Origin of the sequence: Campylobacter concisus (genome assembly GCF_003048835.2) — a bacterium.
In the GTDB taxonomy this organism is placed as follows: Bacteria; Campylobacterota; Campylobacteria; order Campylobacterales; family Campylobacteraceae; genus Campylobacter_A; species Campylobacter_A concisus_D.
Genome location: NZ_CP060705.1, coordinates 1,009,927 through 1,029,897, shown reverse-complemented (window position 1 = coordinate 1,029,897; position 19,971 = coordinate 1,009,927). Strand labels below are relative to the sequence as shown.

General features: G+C 34.8%; 20 protein-coding genes and 2 tRNA genes. 15 read left to right on the top strand and 7 right to left on the bottom strand.

All coding sequences use genetic code 11. From position 1 onward, the window contains the following. Nucleotides 1-93: 93 nt before the first annotated feature. Nucleotides 94-840: a YaaA family protein gene (locus tag CVT08_RS05120; protein ID WP_107856219.1), complete on the bottom strand. Its 747-nt coding sequence runs from the start codon at nt 838-840 to the stop codon at nt 94-96. Between the two features lie 141 nt (nt 841-981). Between CVT08_RS05120 and CVT08_RS05115 the strand changes: the two genes are divergently transcribed. The 6 genes from CVT08_RS05115 (at nt 982) to CVT08_RS05090 (ending at nt 7,801) form a co-directional block, all read left to right on the top strand. Beyond that, nucleotides 982-3,297, top strand: coding sequence for a flagellin (locus CVT08_RS05115; protein ID WP_107856218.1), 2,316 nt, complete (start codon nt 982-984; stop codon nt 3,295-3,297). A gap of 39 nt (nt 3,298-3,336) precedes the next feature. Next, nucleotides 3,337-5,532: an FtsK/SpoIIIE family DNA translocase gene (locus CVT08_RS05110; protein WP_413784344.1), complete on the top strand. Its 2,196-nt coding sequence runs from the start codon at nt 3,337-3,339 to the stop codon at nt 5,530-5,532. A 24-nt stretch (nt 5,533-5,556) separates the two neighbouring features. Then, the gene (locus tag CVT08_RS05105) at nt 5,557-6,555 is read left to right on the top strand and encodes a hypothetical protein (protein ID WP_107856216.1); all 999 of its coding nucleotides are present in this window, start codon (nt 5,557-5,559) and stop codon (nt 6,553-6,555) included. A 293-nt stretch (nt 6,556-6,848) separates the two neighbouring features. Beyond that, complete coding sequence (locus tag CVT08_RS10425; RefSeq protein ID WP_223227513.1) at nt 6,849-7,103, top strand: site-specific integrase; 255 nt, start codon at nt 6,849-6,851, stop codon at nt 7,101-7,103. Nucleotides 7,104-7,232: 129 nt separating this feature from the next. Continuing rightward, nucleotides 7,233-7,526 (top strand): type II toxin-antitoxin system RelE/ParE family toxin, encoded by a 294-nt coding sequence (locus CVT08_RS05095; protein WP_107856215.1) that lies wholly within the window; start codon nt 7,233-7,235, stop codon nt 7,524-7,526. After that, nucleotides 7,523-7,801 carry an addiction module antidote protein gene (locus tag CVT08_RS05090; RefSeq protein ID WP_009293986.1) on the top strand — a complete coding sequence of 93 codons (279 nt, stop codon included), beginning with the start codon at nt 7,523-7,525 and terminating at the stop codon, nt 7,799-7,801. The genes CVT08_RS05095 and CVT08_RS05090 overlap by 4 nt, the downstream gene beginning before the upstream one ends. A 1-nt stretch (nt 7,802) precedes the next feature. Here the strand turns inward: CVT08_RS05090 and CVT08_RS05085 are convergent, their stop codons facing one another. Beyond that, nucleotides 7,803-8,231 carry a hypothetical protein gene (locus tag CVT08_RS05085; RefSeq protein ID WP_107856214.1) on the bottom strand — a complete coding sequence of 143 codons (429 nt, stop codon included), beginning with the start codon at nt 8,229-8,231 and terminating at the stop codon, nt 7,803-7,805. Next, complete coding sequence (locus tag CVT08_RS05080; RefSeq protein ID WP_107856213.1) at nt 8,228-8,479, bottom strand: hypothetical protein; 252 nt, start codon at nt 8,477-8,479, stop codon at nt 8,228-8,230. Before CVT08_RS05080 ends, CVT08_RS05085 begins: the two co-directional genes overlap by 4 nt. A 229-nt stretch (nt 8,480-8,708) precedes the next feature. Between CVT08_RS05080 and CVT08_RS05075 the strand changes: the two genes are divergently transcribed. The 8 genes from CVT08_RS05075 to CVT08_RS05040 all read left to right on the top strand — a co-directional run bounded on the left by CVT08_RS05075 (nt 8,709) and on the right by CVT08_RS05040 (nt 16,476). Next, nucleotides 8,709-9,089: a hypothetical protein gene (locus CVT08_RS05075; RefSeq protein ID WP_230855901.1), complete on the top strand. Its 381-nt coding sequence runs from the start codon at nt 8,709-8,711 to the stop codon at nt 9,087-9,089. Between the two features lie 95 nt (nt 9,090-9,184). Further along, nucleotides 9,185-9,403 carry a hypothetical protein gene (locus CVT08_RS05070; protein ID WP_107856211.1) on the top strand — a complete coding sequence of 73 codons (219 nt, stop codon included), beginning with the start codon at nt 9,185-9,187 and terminating at the stop codon, nt 9,401-9,403. Nucleotides 9,404-9,947: 544 nt separating this feature from the next. Continuing rightward, the gene (locus CVT08_RS05065) at nt 9,948-11,381 is read left to right on the top strand and encodes a hypothetical protein (protein ID WP_107856210.1); all 1,434 of its coding nucleotides are present in this window, start codon (nt 9,948-9,950) and stop codon (nt 11,379-11,381) included. An 11-nt stretch (nt 11,382-11,392) separates the two neighbouring features. After that, nucleotides 11,393-11,809 (top strand): fatty acid synthesis protein, encoded by a 417-nt coding sequence (locus CVT08_RS05060; protein ID WP_107856209.1) that lies wholly within the window; start codon nt 11,393-11,395, stop codon nt 11,807-11,809. 2 nt (nt 11,810-11,811) lie between these two features. Then, a complete protein-coding gene (locus CVT08_RS05055; protein ID WP_107856208.1) occupies nt 11,812-12,936 on the top strand; it encodes a zonular occludens toxin domain-containing protein in 1,125 nt (374 codons plus the stop codon). Next, the gene (locus CVT08_RS05050; protein ID WP_107856207.1) at nt 12,887-14,029 is read left to right on the top strand and encodes a type II secretion system protein GspD; all 1,143 of its coding nucleotides are present in this window, start codon (nt 12,887-12,889) and stop codon (nt 14,027-14,029) included. Before CVT08_RS05055 ends, CVT08_RS05050 begins: the two co-directional genes overlap by 50 nt. Before the next feature lie 231 nt (nt 14,030-14,260). Further along, on the top strand, nt 14,261-15,601 hold the full coding sequence (locus tag CVT08_RS05045) for a rolling circle replication-associated protein (RefSeq protein WP_107856206.1): 1,341 nt from the start codon (nt 14,261-14,263) through the stop codon (nt 15,599-15,601). Between the two features lie 2 nt (nt 15,602-15,603). Beyond that, a complete protein-coding gene (locus CVT08_RS05040; protein ID WP_107856205.1) occupies nt 15,604-16,476 on the top strand; it encodes a tyrosine-type recombinase/integrase in 873 nt (290 codons plus the stop codon). A gap of 47 nt (nt 16,477-16,523) precedes the next feature. On the opposite strand, the gene CVT08_RS05035 is transcribed toward CVT08_RS05040, so the two are convergent. From CVT08_RS05035 to CVT08_RS05020, 4 genes are all read right to left on the bottom strand, one after another. After that, a tRNA-Met gene (locus CVT08_RS05035) sits at nt 16,524-16,598 on the bottom strand. Nucleotides 16,599-16,625: 27 nt separating this feature from the next. After that, a tRNA-Gln gene (locus tag CVT08_RS05030) sits at nt 16,626-16,700 on the bottom strand. Nucleotides 16,701-16,894: 194 nt separating this feature from the next. Then, the gene (locus tag CVT08_RS05025) at nt 16,895-17,326 is read right to left on the bottom strand and encodes a GatB/YqeY domain-containing protein (protein ID WP_103586352.1); all 432 of its coding nucleotides are present in this window, start codon (nt 17,324-17,326) and stop codon (nt 16,895-16,897) included. A gap of 30 nt (nt 17,327-17,356) precedes the next feature. Further along, on the bottom strand, nt 17,357-18,259 hold the full coding sequence (locus CVT08_RS05020; RefSeq protein WP_107856204.1) for a disulfide bond formation protein DsbA: 903 nt from the start codon (nt 18,257-18,259) through the stop codon (nt 17,357-17,359). 130 nt (nt 18,260-18,389) lie between these two features. Between CVT08_RS05020 and CVT08_RS05015 the strand changes: the two genes are divergently transcribed. Beyond that, a complete protein-coding gene (locus CVT08_RS05015) occupies nt 18,390-19,928 on the top strand; it encodes an inorganic phosphate transporter (RefSeq protein ID WP_103615305.1) in 1,539 nt (512 codons plus the stop codon). Nucleotides 19,929-19,971: the final 43 nt, after the last annotated feature.

Genomic DNA, 19,971 nt, shown 5'->3' with positions numbered 1-19,971 from the left:
TCTACACTCTTTTAAAAAAAAATACAATACTTTTTCCCTAAATTTAGCTCTTTTTTTGCATTTTTTTAGTAAAAAAGACCAAATTTTGAACTCTCACTCACAAATTTCAAATGTAAGCTCGTTTTTTAGCCCTATCTTTTTCATATCCACAAGTTTTAAATTTTCAAAATTTAGAGCCATTAGTTCATCTTTGTTTGTCACTTTAGCATTTGCGATCTGGCGCAAAACCTCGCCTCTATAAGCTTTTGCATGATGGCTTAGTATCTTTTTGTTTTTCAAGAAACAAAATGTCGTAAATTCTTTTTTTATCACATAAAATTTCTCATAAAATTTAGCCCTAAGATCTAAAATTTCATCATTTTCTAAAAAGCTATCGACTGCCTTGCTAAAATTTTGCTCATAAAATTTTGAAATATCAAAGCCGGCAAGCTTTTCGCCTTGCTTTAGTTTGTACTCAGCTATCTCATCTTTTGCTAAAATTGGCCCAAATAAATTTGAAAAAATCAAAACATTATTATCTATATATTTTTGAGCTCCATCGCTTAGCCCGCGGTAGTTTAGGTGCTTGTAGGCAACGCCGTCATATCTTAAGATAGCTTTTATGCTGCCTTTTTGAGATAGACTTTCTCGTAGCTGCTTGCTCTCTTCAAGCTCTTTTAGTCCAAAAAGTTTTTTTATCTCGTCTAAATTTGCACTTTTTAAAAACTCATCATATTTATTTAAAATTTCAGCCCTTTTGCTAAAAAGCTTGGGAAATATCAAATTTTTTCCATCAAATTTATCACTTGTGTTTAGAGAAATTTTGCTTTCGCTTGGTGAGAAGAGGATTTTTAACGCCATTTTCTTTCCTATTTTATATATGTAAATTTTGGCAGATTATACAATAAAACTTTTTTGCACTAAAAAAAATCAAATTTTCACCGATATATCACAAAGCGGAATTATTCTTGCTTAGAGTGAATAAAAATTTAGGGAAAAATTATGAGAATTACAAATCAACTACGTTTTAGTCAGACTTTGCACGACTATCAAAAAAATATGGTTGGCGTAAATAAAAGCTACCAGCAGCTCTCAAACGGACTTAAAATACAAGATCCATACGACGGTGCTGCGGTTTATAACGATGCCATGAGGCTTGATTATGAAGCGACCACTCTCGCTCAAGTGGCTGATGCTACTGGTAAGTCAGTAAATTTTGCAAAAAACACAGACAATGCACTGAAAGAATTTGAAAAACAGCTTGAAAATTTTAAAACTAAAGTCGTTCAAGCAGCTAGCGACGTGCATAGCACAACCTCTCTTGAAGCTTTAGCAAACGACCTTCAGGGCATCAAAAACCACCTTGTAAATATCGCAAATACCTCTATAAATGGGCAGTTTTTATTCTCAGGAAGTGCTGTGGATACTAAGCCGATAGATGGCTCAGGCAAATATCAAGGCAACCGCGACTATATGAAAACTTCAGCTGGCGCGCAGGTAGAGCTTCCTTACAATATCCCGGGATTTGATCTATTTTTAGGAAAAGATGGCGACTACAACAAAATTTTAACAACAAACGTGATGCTAGCTGATCAAACTAGAACCGACATCTCCTATGCGCCAAAATATCTTAATGAAAATAGCAAGATAAAAAATATGATCGGTTTAAACTACGCTAGCGACTCAGTCGTGGGTAGTGACGGCTCTTATAAAGGCACGATCGAGCCAGATTTCGACTTTTTGGATACTTCAAATGTAAATTTCCCTGACACATACTTTTTTATGCAGGGTAAAAAGCCAGACGGCACGACATTTACAAGTAAATTTAAGATGAGTGCCGATACGTCAATGGCTGGTTTGATGGAGAAGATCGGTATGGAATTTGGCAACACAAAGACGACAAAAGTTGTCGATGTGAGCATAAATAACGACGGACAATTTAACATAAAAGACCTCACAAAAGGCAATCAAACGATAGACTTTCACATGGTTGCAGCTACTTCTGTGGCGGCAAATCGTGGTGCGATAGCTCCAAACAATACTCTTGATACGATAAATTCGCTACAAACGCTTGAAAATATGGCAAATGCTGTGCCAAAAACGGTTCATATAACTGAATTTACAAAGAGCAAATATCTTGATAAAGATGGAAATTTAACAAACGCATTTGACTATGACAAGGTTAGATTTGAGCGAAAGGACAATGAATTAATCGCAAATTTACCTCAGGTTGCTAGAAGAACGGGCGAGTTTGCAACTGATCAGACAAAGCTAAGCGAGGTTTCAGGCACAAAAGAGAGTTACAATAGAAATTTATACCCAAAAGATGTTGATGCAAGAAAGAGAGAGCTTTACAATATAGATAATCAAGAGATAGGTCTTCAAGTAAAATCAATAACTGGCACAATGTATGACATCAAAGTAAAAATGGGTGAAGCAGGTGGAGTAAATACCCCAGTGCAGTTTCAGATAACTTCAACAACGACTGCTGGCGTGGTCTCACCAACTAGAAATTTAACAGTTTATAATTCAGATGAGTTTGGCAGCTACAGAACCTATGCTAGCGACTTCACATACCGCCAGCTCATGGATATCGTCGCGATGGCAGCAAGCGATAACATCCCTGACCCTCAAAACGTAGAAAATGCAAATTTCGACACAGACATCGAAAAGGTCAGAAGAGATCAAAACTACAACGCCTACAAAGACGCCTTATCAAAGACTAAGGGTGCGGTAGAGGTAAATTTAGACGATCGTGGCAGAATGGTGCTAACTGACAAGACAAAATCAGTCACAAACATCGAAGTTACTATGTATGACGCAAAAAATGGCGATAAATTTGACGGAGATAGCACTGGTATGAATACAGCTGGCGTTGCTGGTCACGCTCAAGAAAAGGGCTCTGTTTTTAGCTTTAACGAAAACAACGCTTTAACGATCGATGAGCCAAGCACTAGCGTCTTTCAAGACCTTGATGATATGATATATGCTGTTAGAAATGGCTACTATAGAGCTGACTCTGAGAACCACGATCCGCGAAATACCGGCATGCAGGGTGCTCTAAAAAGGCTTGATCACCTGATAGACCACGCGAACAAAGAGCTTACAAAGATCGGCTCTCAAACCAAGCTTTTGACATCGACAAAAGAGCGCGCAGAGATAATGAAAGTAAATGTACTAAGCGTTAAAAATGACGTCATAGACGCAGACTATGCGGAGTCATATCTTAAATTTACACAGCTTACACTCTCATATCAAGCGACACTTCAAGCAAGCGCGAAGATAAACCAACTAAGCTTGCTAAACTACTTAAATTAAAATTTAAATCAGCAGGCTTGGCTTGCTGATTTTTTAAAAATTAAACTCTGGCGTGCTATAATAAGCCTTTTTTATAAAGGATCTAAGATTTTACGACATATATTATTTACTATTTTTGTTTGTTTTTTTATATATTTTGGTATCGCTACGGCTGCTCCGACTGCTGATTTTGTAGGCTCACTTGGACAAAGCCTTGGCGTTTTTAATATTAAATATTTTGGACTTATCGCCTATGTTTATCCATTTTTGCTTATCGTTCTAGGCTATTTTGTATATAAAAATTTTAAGAAATTTGACTTTGATTTTGCCCAGTTTGTGGTTGGGATTTTTCTATTTTTTGTCGCATTTTTGATGTTTCAAGCGCTAACTACTTCTGGAGCAAATAGCGGCGTGATAGGCGGCTTTATAGTCTCAGCTCTAAAAGAAGTCATCGGTGCTATCGGCACTGCGGTTGCTATACTTATGATATTTATCATCTCGCTTGGGCTTGCTTTTAGAGAAAATTTTATCATCGTTTTAAGAAAGGCTTTTGTAGATAAAGAGCCAAATAGCTATGAAGAAAAAAGCAGAGGCGTAAAAGAGGTAAGGGCAAGGCAGATACCAAAGATAGAGAGCAAAAAGCCAAAAGCCGAAGAGATAAGAGAAGAAGAGCTTATAGATGCTCAGGTGCTAAATGATGATGAGCCAAATTTAGAGAGCGAGCCAGAGCCAGAGATGGAGCCGGCACAAGAGAGCAGACCTGCAACTATAAGCGGGGTTGAAATTCTAAATGAAGTGGCTGAAAACAAAAAACTTCTTGATCAGATAGAACGCGGCAAGGTCGAAAAGCCAAAAGACTTTGTTTTGCCACCGCTTAAATTTCTAAACGACCCTCCAAAGCGCTCGCACAATATAAATGAGGCCGAGATCGACCAGCAAATTTCAAATTTACTCGATAAACTGCGTAAATTTAAGATAGATGGCGACGTGGTGCGAACCTACACTGGCCCTATCGTCACTACATTTGAATTTCGCCCAGCCCCACACATAAAGGTGAGTAAAATTCTCACTTTGCAAGATGACCTAGCCATGGCGCTAAAGGCTCAAACTATCCGTATCCAAGCGCCGATCCCTGGCAAAGATGTCGTTGGCATCGAGGTTCCAAATCAAAATTTAGAGACGATCTATCTAAAAGAAATTTTAGAGAGCGAAGTCTTTAAAAACGCTAGCAGTCCGCTAACAATGGCGCTTGGTAAGGATATCGTGGGCGCTCCTTTTGTAACCGACCTTAAAAAGCTCCCGCATTTGCTGATCGCTGGCACAACAGGATCTGGCAAGAGTGTGGGCATAAACGCGATGCTTTTAAGTTTGCTTTATAGAAATAGCCCACAAACTTTGCGCCTAATGATGATCGATCCAAAGATGCTTGAATTTAGTATATATAACGACATTCCACACCTTTTGACGCCTGTTATCACAGAAGCAAAAAAGGCGATCACTGCGCTTTCAAACATGGTCGCTGAGATGGAGCGAAGATATAAGATAATGAGCCAAACTCGCACAAAAAACATTGAGAGCTACAACGAAAAGATGAAGAGCGAGGGCGGCGAGCAGTTCCCATACATAGTCGTGATCATCGATGAGCTAGCCGATCTTATGATGACTAGCGGCAAGGACGTGGAGCTTTATATAGGCCGTCTAGCGCAGATGGCAAGGGCTAGTGGCATACACTTGATAGTAGCGACCCAGCGCCCAAGTGTCGATGTCGTGACTGGTCTTATAAAGGCAAATTTACCAAGTAGGATAAGCTATAGAGTGGGGCAGAGGATCGATAGTAAGGTTATTTTAGATCAAATGGGAGCTGAGAGCTTGCTAGGACGCGGGGACATGTTATTTACGCCTCCTGGAAGTCCTGGAGTGATCAGACTGCATGCGCCATTTGCTAGTGAAAAAGAGATCGAGACAATCGTAAATTTCTTAAAAGAGCAACAAGATGTGATATATGACGAGAAATTCTTAGCAGAAGAGGGCTCTAGCGCAGGCTCGGCTACTGGCGTGCTAGGCGAAGAAGAGCTTGATGAGCTATATGAAGAGGCAAAAGAGATCATCTTAAGCGAGCAAAAAACTTCGATCAGCTACCTACAAAGACGCCTAAAAATAGGCTATAACAAGGCTGCAAATATAATAGAACAAATGGAGAAAATGGGCGTTTTAAGCCCAGTCAATGCAAAAGGTCAAAGAGAAATTTTGGTTTAAATTTATAAAGATAAAGGAATAAAAATGTTTAAATTTGGAGTTCTCGTTTGTATTCCTTTTTTAATGCTAAATTTTACCTTTGCTCAAGATATTAGTACGAGTAATGTAGAGAAAAACTCAACATTTATGCTAAAAACTTTAAAGCAGATGAACATACCTTTTTCTGGTGATGAGTATGAGATAGAGAATTTATCCAAGCTAGATGATAAGATGCTAGCGGCTGTAAAAGCATCATTGCCAAAACAAACTGCACTATATGATGCCATCAAGGGTGATCTAAATAAAGATGACATAGAGGATGCAGTTGTAGTAACTCAAGAAACATTTAAGGATAAATTTTTAACTTTTAGTGATAGTTGTGATGGGAGCACTAAAGATGATAAATGGTGTCAAATAGTAAATAAAAATCGTCGTGGTATCGTGATCTTGCTCTCAAATGGCGACAAATATGAGGCTGTAGTAACTAAGCGAGATATATTTGAGAGCCCAAATGAAGATGGCGGAGCTTATTTTCCACCAGAGCTTGCAGTAGAGATAAAAAATAGCGAACTAAAATTTTTCTATAGTTATGGCAAGTACGGATACTGGGAATATGTTTTTGCGCTAGACGGAAAAGATTTTAGGCTTGTAAAGTATTTGAGTAATGTTAATAATGGTCCTGTGCCAGAGTATATAGTGCAAATGGACTTTGTAAATCATAGGCTAGATAAAAGTGCAAATTTGCTATACCCTGGCAATGAAGAGCACAAGAGATACAAAGAGTGTATAGAAAAGTATAAATCTTTAAATGATGCGCAAGAAGATGATGGTTATGATGGAGTATTTATTAGAAAATCTTACGAGCTAAAAACACAAGAAATTCTACTCTCAGAAGTTAAAAAGGTTGATTATATAGATGGTCGTTGGCTGGATTATTTGCAAAATTTAAAGGAATTAGGAAAAATTTTGAAGATTGATTTTTGGAGTGAATATCCGGGTGATAGTGAAGATGAACTTGCTAGATGTGTCGCGGATAAGATATAAAAAGCCTTGTGTTAATTTAAATTTATCTACTAAATTTGATGGTTAATGAAATTTTACAAATTAAAATTATCGTTAAAAATTTTAAAACGAAATTTTGAAACAGCAAAAAACATAATTATAAATATTTAAACTCTTTAGAGTAAAAATAGTGGTGCACCTCATATACGCGCTATTTAATGCCTTAATGAGCTTTATTATAGCTGCAAAAAGTAATACCTCACTGCCGAAATAAATTTGATGCCTTAAATTAACTTTATTATAGCTACAAAGACTTACCCCTAGATAAGTGTCCTATAACTCACCTAAATCACGATACAGCAAATCGTATGTGGTGGGCTGTGAGAAACCATCTTGGATATTTAGGGACTAGCAACACTCACGGACTTTATGTATTACGCCATACGGTGGCTTCTAGGTTAGTGAGTTTGAAGGGATTTAACGCTCATAAATTGATGGCTTTTATGGGTCATACAGATATTAAAAGTAGCCTGCATTACGTCCATCTAAATGTTGATGATATACGTGATGGTATGGGAGTTGGTGTTTAGTTAAAAGGTGGTAAAAGTCCTTGGTATTTGGTTGCGGAGGACGGATTTGAACCGCCGACCTTCGGGTTATGAGTGTTATGCGCTATTTTTATAAGTAGCCATTAAGCTACATTTGTTAAAATTTGCCCTATGAAAGTATTAAAAAGCTCAACATTTGATAAGTGGTTACATAAGTTAAATAATCCTATTGTCAAGGTTTCTATATTAAGAAGATTGGAACAGATAGAAACAAAAGATCATTTAGGGGATTATAAATTTATTGATACAGACTTATACGAACTTAGGTTTTTTAATCGTGGTGGGTTAAGGATATTTTTTACTTTTAATGGCAATGAAATAGTTATATTGTTAAATGCTGGTGATAAAGATAGCCAAAGCGATGACATTAAAAAAGCAAAAGAAATTTTAAAGGATTATAAATGAAAGAAGAATTTACTAAATTTAATTTAGAAGACTATTTAACAACTGATGAATTAAGAAAAGAGTATTTAAATCAAGTCTTAGCCGATGGCGATATTGAAGAGTTTAAAAGAGCATTATTTTATATAGCAAAGTCAAAAGGCATTGAAAACGTTGCAAAGAAGGCAAATTTAAATAGAGAAAGCTTTTATAAGATGTTTAAAGAGAATTCAAAGCCTAGATTTGAAAGTATATTTAAGGTCGTGAATGCTCTTGATATTAAGCTTGTTTATGCTTAGTCTATTTCATTATTATTTCTAGCTTCTTTTTTTGGTCTTTTTGTTCATCAATTTGTATTTTCCAAAAATTTATTTCCATTACTTCTGGGCTGTTTTTGTAGCGTTCTTTGTATTGCAGATATATTTTTTGTATTTCTGCTTCAATTATGCTTTTTACTGCTTCTTTTTCATTTAGTGATATTTCAAATTTCTCGCTTGTATCTAAGCCTTTTTTGTTTAATTCTTCTTTTACTTCTTTTACTTTATTGTTAATTTCTTTCATAAATTTTTCGCTTAGTGTTTCTTTGCATCTTATTTCATAAATAATTTTCTCTTGTTCGGTTTTTGATCTGTCTTTATTTTCTTTGCAGTATTTTTGTTCTTGTACTGGTCTTATATTTATTGCATTTAAATTTATTATAGCGATGATAAGAATTAATAATTTTCTCATTTGTCGATTTCCTTTTTTAAAATTCTTGTTTTTATGTCTGATATGTAGTATTGAATTTCTTGTTGCGATAGTTTTTCTAATAGATCTATTAATTCTTTATATGTATCATTTACATATATACTTTCTTTGTTTTCCTTTAAATTTAGACCATCTTCTATTACTTCAAATAGTTCTTTTCTATTTTTTCGCCAGTTGTATATTGTTTTTTCGGCTATTTTTAGCTTTTTTGCGATTTCTGCATTTGTCATTTTTTTACCTGTAAAATTTACATATTTAAGCTTTGTTTAATTTTATATTATGTAATATTTACGTGTTGAAAGTATGTAAATGTTACATATGTTTCGATTTTATCGAAATAATGTAAATTTTGCCCTGAATATGGCATTAAACTATTCTAGCCCCGTTTGGACGAAACACCTTTTCGGGGCTATGTTAAATGGTGTTTCAAAAATAAATAAACTAAAAAAGGTGTTAAAAATGCAAATCGTTAAATCTGACTATGATTTAAAATACATTCTAAAAGGCGGTCTTGTAAGAAGTTCAGCTTCTGGCAAGTTCGAAGGTAATGATTACTCTTCTTCAGTGCGTATTTCTTCATCAAATATCTATGACGTTGTCAATGAAAAGACTGGCTTTACCGATGAAGTAGAGCAAAAAGTTATCTTTAAAATTATCTGCCCTGATAATAACACTGCTGGTCTTGTAGCAAGTGCGATTAAAGAGAAATTTCGTAAAGGCGAAGAGATACCAGTTGAAGGCGGTTTCCCAAACGACCAAAGAATAATCACAATAGCAAATCCAGTTGAATATTTCTTATTTGACACAAAGCCAGCTAATAAAGCTGATAAGAAACAATAAATTAAAGGGGTTTAGCCCCTTTAACTATTTAAAAAAGAGTGTTTCCTTTTTTAAGTAGTTAAAGACTACTAAATTTCTTAAAAAAAGGATTTCAGATGAAATTTCTTGCTTCTGCTAAATCTAAGGTTTTAGCTGGTGTTGCGGCTGTTAGCGTTCTTTCAAGTAACGCTTTGGCTGCTGGTATGACAATGGCGGCTGACGGCACTGTTAGCGGAACTCCTGACATTGGTCCGTTTATGGGGATTGCTGGTGCTATTATCGGCGTTCTTGCTGTCGTTTTCGCTGTGAAAAAAGGTTTCTCTCTTTTGAGATAAAAGGCTTTTTTCTCTTTGAAATAAGTGTTTGCCCCTTAATTGGGGCTAATTTTTAAAAAGGTTAAAAATGTATTTTGATTTTATAGACGTTACGAAGTTTGGTATATTTTTAAACTCTTTCTTTGGTGCTGTTATAGTTTTCTTTGCTTTTGTTACTGGTATTACTTCAGCCCTTAGCCTTTTTAAAAATTAGCCCTTAAATTTATAGCTAAAAGCAGAGTGCGAAGCAAAGCTTTAAGCCGACAAACGAAGTGCGTCAGTTATGAATAGGATATAAATATTATGGATAAAGTCTATCTAAATTTAACATTAGAGCAATATAACTTCTTGATGTCCCTAACTGGGGCATTGTGCGGTTTCTTGCTCTGTATGTTTATTTTTATAGTTCTATCCAAAATTTAAAAAAGGTGTTTAAATGTTTAGTGTTATAGGTGTCCCAGCTTTTGACTACTTCTTTTCTATATTTGTTTGGTTTATGATCTTAACTCTGCCGATTTGCGCTGGCTTAGTCTTATTTACAAAAAAGGCTTTTTAAGGATTTCTTATGAAATTTCTTTTAAAACTTTTTTGTCTGCTTAGCTTGTTAAGCTCTTTTGGTTTTTCTGAAAATACAGGACGTGGTCTTTCTGGGTTTCGAAATACATCTTTAGATTTTTATGCTGGTTCTTTACCTTCTGTTAATGCTTCTTTTTTATCTAATAATTTTATTAAAATAGATAATGATGTTTTTCAAACTACTTCCCCAACCTATTTCGGTTTTAATTATTCTTTAGGTATTTCTTGGTCTGGTTTTCGTGCTGATTTTAAAAATGATTATTTATTTTTTTATAATCCTTCTTTCCAAAAACAATATACTTATTGTCAGTTTGATAAGGATGATAATCTTGGTTGTTCTGATGAATATGAAAAATATGTTGGACAGGGTGATTTTAGAAAAATAACTTTTTCTTATCTTGAGCGCTATTTTCTTTCAAAATTTACTACTTGTAATGCTGGCGAGAATTTTAATACTTCTTTAAAACAATGTGTTCCAGCTTGTCCAGCTGGTCAGTCTTGGGATACTGAAAATAATCTTTGTTATGTTGATTGCTCAGATAAAGATTTAAATAAATTTGGCTATCCAAATGGCACAGCTCAAGGCGGTTGCGTTGATTGCTCTAATGCTTTAAGTGTTGATCAAATAATGCGTTGTGCTTGCTCTGGTTTTGGTTCAACTTATGACCCTGGTGTTCTTCTTTACGATCATGATAGTCCAGGTTTTGTTTTGGGAAGTTGTAAATCTGGTCGTCAAATTTATTTTAAGCAACGAGATGATAAAAACCCTGACAAAGACAAAGATAAGAAAAATGATAACAATTCTACAAATTCAAGCGATAAAGATAAAGATAATCCTAAACCTGACAAAGACAAAGATAATTCAAATCCTGATAAAAAGGACAATAATGAAAACTCAAACAACTCTAGCGGAGAGAGTGGCAACTCTTCAAATAATAATAGTGGTGGCTCTGCTGGTAATGGTTCTAGCGGTGGCGGTGGGACTGGTGTAGAAACGAAGCCAAATCCAAATTATAACGGCAACGGTAAAGAAGACGGCAAAGGTGAAGAAGGTAAGGGCGATGATGCTGTAGCTCAAAAATTAGATTATGTTGATCTTAAAAAGGACTCTGATAAATTTAATTCAAATTTTAAAGATGCTTTGGATAGTGTCATTTCACAAGCACAAGATTTTAAGAATAGTTTAAATGATACTATTTCTAAAATTAAAGATGGTGGTTTGATGAAATTTAATCAAAGCGCTATTCCTAACACTTGCCCTTTAACTTATAATGTTGATTTTTCTTATTTTAGAAAAGATATAACTTTTGATATTTGTAAGGTTATTGCTCCAGCTTCTCAAACGCTTTATTATTTCTTTTATGTAGTGTTTTTTGTTTTGTTCTTAATAGTCACTATTAAGCTTTTTTTATTTATTTTTTAAAGGGGTAATATATGCCAGCTATTATCGCAATGATTGTTAATTTATTTGGTTTCTTTAAATGGGGTAAGGTTGTTGATTTTGTTCTTCGTGGAATAACCTTTGCAAAAATGGTTATTATAAATGGGCTTTTATTTGCTTCAATACTTGCTTACGTTGCTGCTGTATTGGTTATCTTAAATTTCATCTATACTAAATTTAATTATATTGTTGATTATATTAATAATCTCTCCATTGGCAATGATAAGATCGTAACTACTTCTATGATGGTTTTAAAATCTCTTGGCGCTTGGAATGCTCTTTGTGATGTTTTTGCTATCTTTTCGCCCGTTCTTCTTAGTTTTTTTGTGATCTATGCTACTAAAATTGGCATTTTTGTGTTTAAAAACGCTAGAGATACTTTACTTTCTTTTATTATTGCGAAGTTATAAAGATGATTACGTATTTAGTTGGCAACCCTGGAAGCGGTAAAACTTATTACGCTGTCTTTATGATATATAGGCTTTTTCTTTATGAGCCTAAGAAGACATTTTTAACTAAATTTGTTAAACCTAAAGAAAAGCCTAATTATTCATATTGCTACACTAATATTAATGAATTTAAGTTTGAGTTATCTGATAAATTTAAGAAGTTTGATTTTGATGAATTTTATTTAGGCTTAAGAAATTTATACGCTCTTTATAAAACTGGTGCGACCGATAACGAAGTAAATGAGAAAGCCAAAGAGTTAAATTTATTTGGTTGTGTATTCGTCCTTGACGAGTGCCACAACTTCTTTAAAGATAAAAAAGATGAAATTTTAGTATGGTGGCTTACGTATCATAGGCATTTATATCAAGATATCTATTTAATTACTCAAGATCTAACGCTCGTAAATAATGAATACAAACGCATAGCCGAGAAATTTTATAGGGCTGTTGATAGCTCTCGAAGATTATTTTCAAAAAAATTTCGTTATGAAGTATATGCCAGCTTTAGACTATATAAAAAAGATCAACTAGAAATTATAAATATTCCATTTCTTCAAGAAGTATTTAATCTTTATCATTCAGGGCAAAGCTCAAATAAAAAATCATTTGTTCGCTTCTATTTCTTTTTAGCTGTATTAGTTCTTGTTTTGCTTTTACTTTATTTTTATTTTATTGTTATGTCAATGTTTGAAGTTGAAAAGCCTGTTGATGAAAATATCCCAGCCTTTGAAAAAATTCACGTTCCAGCTTCTCAAACTCCAGCCAGCTCCAGCTTATTTTATGATAACAAAAAGCCTAAAAATAATAATATTGAATTACCTGAAATTTACATTTATGATATTACCTGCCTTAATAATAATTGCCATTTTAGCGATGATTACCATTTATACCCATTGTCATTGATTTCTTACATTTCTTCAACGCATACCCCATTATATTTTTATTTCGAGCCAAAATCTCACGAGCTTGTTAAATACTACTATGTATTTGACAAGCCAGTTTTTCAAAATTTACAAAAAAATAACAAAGGTGTTTCCGATGAAAAGTTTAATCAAATTTCTAATTCTTCCGTGTCTGCTATTAAATAGCCTTTTTTCTGCTGAAATTTACACTGATTTGCTAGATTTCGCACGTCTTACCAGCAAGGCTAATAATATAGCTATTGTTACAGATGAGAGCATTCATCAAGGCGAATACTACTTTATCTATCAAGACGAAGTTAAGATAACGATCTCGATGTTTAGAAAGATGCTTGAAGCAAAGAATTTATACTTATATAAAAAAGATAATTTCTACTACGTAAGCTCTCAAAAATTGCCTGATTATGATCTTAGGCGTATCGATCTAAAAAATTACGTTGTTGAAGATGTCAATAAAATTTTAAGCCAGTTTGACTTAAATGCTACCTATGCGACCGCTTCAAATTCTGTTTTCTTTAGAGCTGATGATTATATTTTCGATCAAGTTAAATACGCTATCGCTAAGATAGATAAAAGCTTAGAGCAAGTAACATTTAAGCTTACAATTACCGAAACAAATTTAAAAGATATAAAAGATTTAGGTACAAATTTACAAGGCTTGCTTAAGCCACTTAATCACGGTGATTTAGCCTATTACATAAATTTAATTACTTCCCCTTACATTACTAATTCAAACGTCATTAAAAACGATGATAGCGCATTCTTTGGCATACTAAATTTTCTTGATACAAACGGCATTACAAAAATTATATCTTCGCCAGTCTTGACAGCTAAAAATCACACAGAAGTTTATTTTAGTTCTGTCCAAAATATCCCTTATCTTGTTTCAAAAACTGATATATCAAACGTTAATTACCAAAAAACGGATAGCTATGAATATAAAGACATTGGTTTAAAGATAAATTTAAAACCTATAATTTTATCCGATCATATTGATTTCGATCTACATCTCATTTTAGAAGATATCCTTTCTCAAAGTTCATCACTTACTCCCATTGTTTCAAAGAAAGAGCTTAAAAGTTCGTATTCTTTAAAGCGTGGCGACGTTCTTGTGCTTAGTGGCATCAACAAAAAAACTATTGCTAAGCAACGTAACGGCGTTCCTATCCTTAAAGATATTTGGCTTCTTAAGTATCTTTTTTCAGTAGAGCAAGACAGCGAGATAAACTCTGTTTTAACTCTCACAATTCAAATTTTATAAGTTTAAAGGGGTGCAGGGGCTTTCCCCCTGCAAAAGGCGAGTAATAAGCTTTTTAGTTCGTCCAGCCTTTTCGAGCCGTGCAACAAACGAGCCAGCTGGGGTCATAAAAGCCCCCTTTCGCCTAAGTGTGTTTTGGCGCAGCCAAAAAGCCAACCATTTGTGCGGACGAAGTCCGCCAAATGGTGGCTCTTGTCAAATTAATAAAAAATTGTTACCTTTAAGGAAGTGACTATGCGAGCAAAGAATTTATACGGTGTTTCGCCCTTTGATGTAGAGCTTTGTCAAGAAAAGCTTGATAGTCAAAGGGAGTATATGCGCTCTTTTTCTTTTGTCAATAGCTTAGGGCAGGTTAAAAATTTGCTTGATATTTCAATGTCAGCAAACTTTAGCCCCAAATATTACGCTGAAGTTTCGAACCGCGTTAATGTGTTTAGCTCATTTGCGATTGATAATTTTCAAGTGCCAGTATTTTTAACTATTACATTAAATGGGTGTTTTAGGGGTGCTTTAAGTGGCGATTACTCTAAATTTAAGCCTATTGATTATAAATATCTGCCTAATGAAGTTAAATATAAGGCTAAAAATGCCGTTGCTTTGTCTATTTCTGATTTAGTGGCTGTTCTTAATTATCAATGGCATTTGTTTATTATGCGATATTCAAGAAGATTTAAAAAAATAGATCGAAGTTATATAAGATGCTTTGAGCCACACAAAAAAGATGGCGTGCCACATATCCACGCTTTATTTTACGTTCCAGCTTACACTTTGGATTTTATGAAAAGAATTTATACAAATATCTTTTACGCCCCGCAAAATTTAAAAACAAATGCTATTACAAGCGAGCAAGAGAAAAACGGCGAATTAAACGGCTTTCAAACTTCAATTAATAATCCTAGTGGCTATGTAATGAAATATATTCAAAAAACTTTCATCAACTTAAAAGAAACGCAGGATTTTGATGAGCTTTCGGCGTGGTATGTAAAGCATAAGGTTAGGCGTTTTCTAAGCTCACGCACTAAAGTGCCTTTATGGGTGTATAGGAAGATAAATTTTATTAGCTCAATGCAAGACTTTTATCACTTAAATGACCTAACAAACGATCATAGGGCATTGATAGAGTGGAATAAAAAAGATGATTATATTTACATAAATTTGCCTTTCAACAAAGAAGAGATCATTTATTTAAATGGTAGGTTGGAGCATTACATTGGTGGTAGGCTAATGAATTTTTACGATAGGCTTAAGATAAATAATAAAGTCGATGAAGATGCAAGCGATGATATAAAGAATTTTGGTAGCACTTTAAAACAAAGGCAAATTTTAAAAATTTGCGATGAATTATTTAAGACCGAAAAAAGAGTTAAGCCAGTAAGTAAAATGCGAGATTACGAGCTATTAAATTACTATCAAAGCTTGGGTGGTGATGTCAATGTTCAACATTTGGCTTATGTTGAAAATTTAATGTTCGATAGAAATTTAGACAATTTTACGCGCTATCACGAAAAGCACGATCTAAATGCCCCTGACATTGATAGTTTTGTAGATAGATTTTTGATTTGTAATGAGTTTTAAAAATGTGTTTAAATGATCTTTTTGATAACTATATTAGCTACTATGAGCTTATCTTGAGCCCTTCTACTCTTAGAAGTGATATAGCTACCTACAACAAGCATTTTAAAAACTCTCTTGGCTTAAGAGATATAAAAGAGATAAATTTCATCGATATTCAAAAGTTTTGCAATGATCTTATCAAACAAGATTACAAGATAAAGACAATTAAAAATATTGTTGCTAAGCTTAAAGTAATTTTTAAGCTTGGTATAAAACTGGAGCTAATAAATAAAAATCCTTGTGATTTTATCGAGCTCCCAAAATTTGACAATAAGAGATATTTTGATTATTCAATAGCTATTCAAAAACGCTTTATAAAAGCTATTTGCGAAAACACTGATGATAATTCTGATATATTCTTTTTCTTACTTCACGGTAGGCGTAAAAATGAAGTATTAAGCCTTAAATTTAGTGATATAAATTTTAAAACAAGAACTTATACTATCCCTTTTAAGATCAATAAGGCAAAAAGGGATATGATCTACAAGATGAGCGATGAGCTATATACTAGGCTTTATAAAAGGTATATAGTAGCTAAAGAGCAAAAACGTCTAAATGATTATGTCTTTATCAATCCTATGACTGATGATAAATTTAAAGATTTACGTAAAAGCTGGGCTTCACTTCTTAAAAGAAATAATCTACCAAAGATAAGATTACACGATATTAGGCATTTAATAGGTACTTACTCAATTAATTATCTTAAAATTCCTATCGAGCAAGTATCTTTTACTCTAGGGCATACAAATATAATTACAACTCAAAAATACATTACTGCAAACGTCAAAAAATCTCAAGAAACTATCGAAATTTTACTAAATTCAATTTCAGTTTAATTTAAGTGTTTTAAAAAGTGGCTCGTAGTGCCGATAAAATCGGTATTTGGTTGCGGAGGACGGATTTGAACCGCCGACCTTCGGGTTATGAGCCCGACGAGCTACCACTGCTCTACTCCGCGATAAGAGTTATTTGGGATTTTTAAAGGTGGATGGGGTAAGAGGATTCGAACCTCTGAATGACTGGACCAAAACCAGTTGCCTTACCGCTTGGCGATACCCCAATGTTTTTAAGAGTTGTAATTATATAGACTTTAATGCCATTTGTCAAGGTTTTTTAAAAAAATATGTAAATTTATTTTATTTTTCAAAGTAGCTTTTTTAAAATTTAAAAATAAATGAAATACTTTTGTAGCGTATAAAATTTAACTATAGCTTTTAAAACCCATGCGAAAATTTGCATGGGTCTATTTGGTTTTTAACCCAAAAGCTCTTTTGCGATCATGCTTATGCGTTTTGCTTCAGCGCTCGCTCCGATCTCATCTTTTGCCATTTTCATCACAGCACCTAAATTTTTACCAACCTTTTCAATGATACTTTTGATCTTCTCTTTTAGTTCATCATCGCTTAGCTGAGCTGGCAGATATGCTTTGATAAGCTCAATCTCGCTTTGCTCTTTTTTGGCTAGATCCTCTCTTGCTCCTTTTAGATAGAGCTCAACCGAGTCAGCCCTTTTTTTGATCTCTTTTTGAAGTAGTGGGAGCACGACCTCGTCGGTCATCTCGATCCTTTGGTCGACTTCAACTTGCTTAAGTGCTGCATTTAGCGTTCTTAAAGTGTCCCTTTTAAACTCATCTTTTGCTTTCATGGCCTCTTTTATATCAGCTAAAATTTGCTCTCTTATACTCATTTTCTCTCCTTTAAATTTTTGAAATCATAACTAAAATTTTGTGATAATTTCTTGAAATATGCCTTTTAAATAAGCCGCTCCAACGCCCTCTCTAAGCCCATCGTCGATAACTATAAATTTCGCTTCTTGCCCGCTTAGTAGCTCTTTTAAGAGCAGTGTCCCAGCGATGAGCGGATACTTTCTGCTTCTTCCAACCGCCACGTCAGCGCTTTTGTCATCCATCTTTAAAAGCTCATTTACAAACCAAGCAAGATCGCCATTTTTAAGCTCATATCCACTCACTTTTTTTGGATCATAGCTCTCGTAGTTTAACCCAAGCTTTAGTGCTGCGATAGTGGTCGGCACACCAGAAGTTAGAACGATAAGTCTATTGTCAAGACTTGTTAGAAATTCACTTGCCTCTTTTGTATAAATTTTTGCATTTTCTTGCATCAGATCAAGCGTTTTAAACCTCTCGTAAAAGGTGATGATGCCAAATTTAAAGCTTATAAATTTTCCATCTTCGCCTATCTCGGAGCTTGCACCGCCGATGTCGATCAGGCTAAATTTATCATTTATGCCAAGCTTTCTTAAGGCATTTTGCACGCCTAAAAATGTAAGTTTTGCTTCAGCTTGCCCATCAATGATATGAAAATTTATGCCAAATTTCTCTCTTATCTCGCTAAAAATTTCTTCGCTATTCGATGCCACTCTAAAAGCTTCAGTCGCAACTGCCACACATTTAAATTTAGTAAAGTCAAATTTGCTTTTAGCCTCCACTATCGCTTCAAAAAGCCTATTTTTAGCCTCCAAGCCTATCTTGCCACTTTCGTTTAAGCCCCTTGCAGCTCCAACTATCTTTTCATAAATTTGCTCGTTACCAAAGCCATTTTGCTCTTTTTTTATAAGTGCCACGCGAAAGGTGTTTGAGCCAAGATCGATCGCTATAACCAAAATTTATCCTTAATATTTTTGCCAAATTCTAACATATGATAATTTAGTATCATTTAAAGTGAGAAAATTCTAAAAACTTTAATAATTTTCAAGATATAATTTTGCTAAAAACTCTTACAAGGGGGCTTGATTGCTTCGAGATAACTTCTTGGCGTTAGTTATTTTTGCGATTTGCAGCGTTGGATTTTTCGTTTGGGGCTATCAATACATCCCGGCAAATAACTACTTTTTATTCTTGATCGCTGGTATGTTTGGTCTTTTTATGGCGTTTAATATCGGCGGAAATGACGTTGCAAACAGCTTTGGCACAAGCGTCGGCGCAAAAACACTCACACTAAAACAAGCTCTTGTAATCGCCGCCATTTTTGAGCTTAGCGGCGCGATATTCGCAGGGTCTGAGGTTACAAATACCATTAGAAACGAGATCGTGAAATTTCCAAGTGACATAAACCCGATGAAATTTGTCATCATCATGATCTCCGCCCTTCTAAGCTCTGGTCTTTGGCTATTTTATGCGTCTAAAAAGGGTTTGCCAGTCTCGACAACTCACTCGATCGTTGGCGGCATCGTTGGCGCAGGACTTGCCATGGGTTTTATGATAAAAGATCCTGAGCCACTTAATATGGTCTCTTGGGGTGAGATCGGCAGGATCGCCGTTAGCTGGGTCATCTCACCACTGCTTGGTGGCGTGATGTCTTACATTATATTTGGCTATGTAAAAAGCAAAATAATCGAGCCAACGCACGAACTAAAGACAAATTTAAAAGCGCTAAAGGCTGAGAGAAAAGCCTATAAAGAAAGCTTCATAAAAGCGCTTAAAACAAAGCCAGCTGAGGAGCAGATAGCCACTCTTTCAAAGATCGCAGTTATCGATGAGGACGAGATCGAAACCACTGAATACAGCGAGTACCGCTCAAAAATTCGCATCATGAAAGATAGCGAAAAAGAGATAGATACCTTTAAAGCGATGAAAAAGCACATCCCTATCATCGCTGGATTTGCTGCGATGGTCATCTCGTCAATGATGCTTTTTAAAGGGCTTGAGCATATAAATTTAGCCTTTAGTATCATCCAAACAGTCTGGATCATCTTTGTCATCGGCGCTCTAGCGTATCTTGCAAGCCTTGCTATCATAAACGTCATGAGCAAAAACGATAGCGAAAAGAGCATCAATAGAATTTTCTCATGGTTTCAAATTTTTACCGCTTCATCTTTTGCTTTTTCACATGGCGCAAACGACATCGCAAACGCAGTTGGACCATTTGCTGCCGTGCTTGACGTGCTAAAAACTGGCTCTATAAACGAAAGCTCACCCATACCAAGCATCGCAATGGTAACCTTTGGCATCTCACTTGTTGTTGGACTTTGGTTTTTAGGTAAAGAGGTGATCACAACTATTGGCTCAAAACTAGCTGAAATTTTGCCGACGACTGGCTTTAGCGCGGAGCTTGCCTCAAGTATCGTCATACTTCTAGCTACAAAGCTTGGCATACCAGTTAGCTCGACGCATATCCTAATAGGCGCGGTTTTGGGCATCGGTATCGTAAATAAAAATGCAAACTGGAAAATGGTAAGACCTATCATATTAGCTTGGCTCATCACACTTCCTGCAGCTGCTATCTCATCGGCTATATTTTATTTTGCCCTTGCTAAATTTCTAGGCGTTTAAAAAAAACACTTTGCTTGTAAATTTAAAATTTGCAAGCAAATCT